Source organism: Cupriavidus sp. BIS7 (assembly GCF_000292345.1).
GTDB lineage: Bacteria > Pseudomonadota > Gammaproteobacteria > Burkholderiales > Burkholderiaceae > Cupriavidus.
The window spans coordinates 1-2,156 of record NZ_ALOU01000089.1; the positions used below are offsets into that span (position 1 = coordinate 1).

Below are 2,156 nucleotides of genomic sequence, written 5' to 3' on the forward strand. Positions count from 1 at the left end.
GCGTGGTCTTTCCCGCGCCCAGGTCTCCAGACAGTTGCAGATGTACCGTGCGCGGCGACATTGCGCGGACCGCGCCGGCCAGCGCGGCGCCGAACCGTTCGGTGGCGGCTTCGTCCGGCAGTGGCAGGATGCGTTCTTCAAGCAAGGGCATTGCGTACAATTCAGGAATGATCGACCGCGCAGTTCCCGCCCCCTCCCCCTCGAAAGACTCGTTCCCGGCGCCGCCAGTCCCGTCCTCGCCATCTGCGGAGGATCACCTGGCGTCGCTGGCGGCACAGATTCGTGCCTGGGGGAATGAACTCGGGTTCGATGCAATCCGCATCGCCGACGTCGATCTGCGGCACGCGGAGGCGGGCCTGTTGGCGTGGTTGCAGGCGGGCTACCACGGCGACATGGATTATATGGCCAACCACGGCACAAAGCGCGCCCGTCCGGCCGAACTTGTGCCCGGCACCGTGCGCGCCATCGTCGCGCGCATGCCGTATCTGCCGGCACAGGTTCCCGATGACTGGCGCCGCCATGAGCTTGCACGGCTCGGTGACCCGTCAACCGCCGTGATCTCGCTCTATGCGCGTGGACGCGACTATCACAAGGTCCTGCGCAACCGCCTGCAGCAGCTTGCAGCGCGCATCGAGACCGCCATTGGTGCTTTCGGCTATCGCGTGTTCACCGATTCGGCTCCGGTCATGGAGGTGGCGCTGGCCAGCCAGGGCGGCCTGGGCTGGCGCGGCAAGCACACGCTGCTGCTTGATCGCGAAGGCGGCTCGATGTTCTTCCTCGGCGAGATCCTCGTCGATATCCCGCTGCCGGCCGACCCGGCCGAGGCGCCGCACTGTGGCAATTGCCGCCGCTGCATCGACATCTGCCCGACCGGTGCGATCCTGGAACCGTACCGGCTGGATGCGCGGCGCTGCATCTCGTACCTGACGATCGAACACAAGGGCGCCATCCCTGAAGACCTGCGCGCGCCGATTGGCAATCGCGTGTACGGCTGCGACGATTGCCAGCTTGCCTGCCCGTGGAACAAGTTTGCCCATCGCGCCACGCTGCCCGACTTCGACGTGCGCAACGGCTTCGATGCGCCCGATATGGTGACGCTGTTCGAATGGAGTGAGGCCGAATTCAACCAGAAGCTCGAAGGCAGCCCGATCCGCCGTATCGGCCACGAACGCTGGCTGCGCAACCTGGCCGTGGGCCTTGGCAACAGCCTGCGCGCCGCCGCAGCAGCGACGACGGGCGACCCGGCGCTGGCCGCACGGATCCGCGCGGCGCTGCGGGCCAGGCTCGACACGGCCACACCGCTCGTGCGCGAGCACATCGAATGGGCCCTCGCCCAGGACCGGAACGCGCCTAGCTGACCATCGACAGCCAGACAGGCGTGGTGACGATCGCGGCAATCGTCATCGCGGAGATCGTTGCGGCCACCATCGGGCCATTGCCACCCATGCGCACGGCCAGGATGTAGGCGCTGGACGCCGTAGGCAACGACGCATAGACCACCACGATCTGGTACTGCAACGCGGTCAGCGGCAGATACCGGCCTGCCAGCCACGCAAAGCACGGCATCGCCAGCAGCTTGACACCGCTCCACCACGCCATCGGTCCGACCGTGCCTGTGGCCCCGCTCATCTGCAGGCCGGCGCCAACCGTCATCAGGCCCAGTGCCGTGGATGCGGAACCGAGCCGGCTCAGCGTCATCGCCACCACCTCGGGCGGATGCAGGCCAAGCAGGTTGGTCGCCAGCCCGGTGGCCGTGGCCAGGATCAGCGGATTGCGGGCCAGTTCGCGCAGTACGCGTGCCTCGCCGTGCTGCGCCAGTGCCCAGACGGCCACCACGTTGCACAGCGGCACGGTCACCCCTACCACCAGCGCCATCAGCGCCAGCCCCTCGCCGCCGCCAAGCCGCGCGGCCAGTGCCAGCCCGATATAGGAATTGAAACGGAACGCGGTCTGCAGGCCCGACGCGAAATCGACCGGGGACGGGCGCAATACCCACTTGACCATGTAGCCGGCGGCCATGCCGAAAACCATGGTCAGCAATGCCAGGCCCAGCATCGCGGACGTCGAGGAAAAGTCGAATTTCGCACTGTTCGTCGATTGCAGCAGCAGCGCGGGGAACAGGACGAAGTAGACCAGGCGCTCCACGCCGGCCCAGA

General features: G+C 67.2%; 2 protein-coding genes and 1 pseudogene. 1 reads left to right on the forward strand and 2 read right to left on the reverse strand.

The annotated features are described in order from the left end of the window. Positions 1-151, reverse strand: a pseudogene (locus tag B552_RS29300) (tRNA (adenosine(37)-N6)-threonylcarbamoyltransferase complex ATPase subunit type 1 TsaE); the annotation flags it as partial. A 16-nt stretch (positions 152-167) separates the two neighbouring features. Here B552_RS29300 and queG point away from each other — a divergent pair. After that, entirely contained in the window at positions 168-1,358 is a 1,191-nt protein-coding gene (gene queG, locus B552_RS0124895; RefSeq protein WP_019451778.1) for a tRNA epoxyqueuosine(34) reductase QueG, read from the forward strand. Here the strand turns inward: queG and B552_RS0124900 are convergent. Next, positions 1,351-2,156: AEC family transporter (locus B552_RS0124900; protein ID WP_019451779.1), on the reverse strand; the 806-nt coding region annotated here is incomplete at its 5' end. The two genes, queG and B552_RS0124900, sit on opposite strands and share 8 nt — an antisense overlap.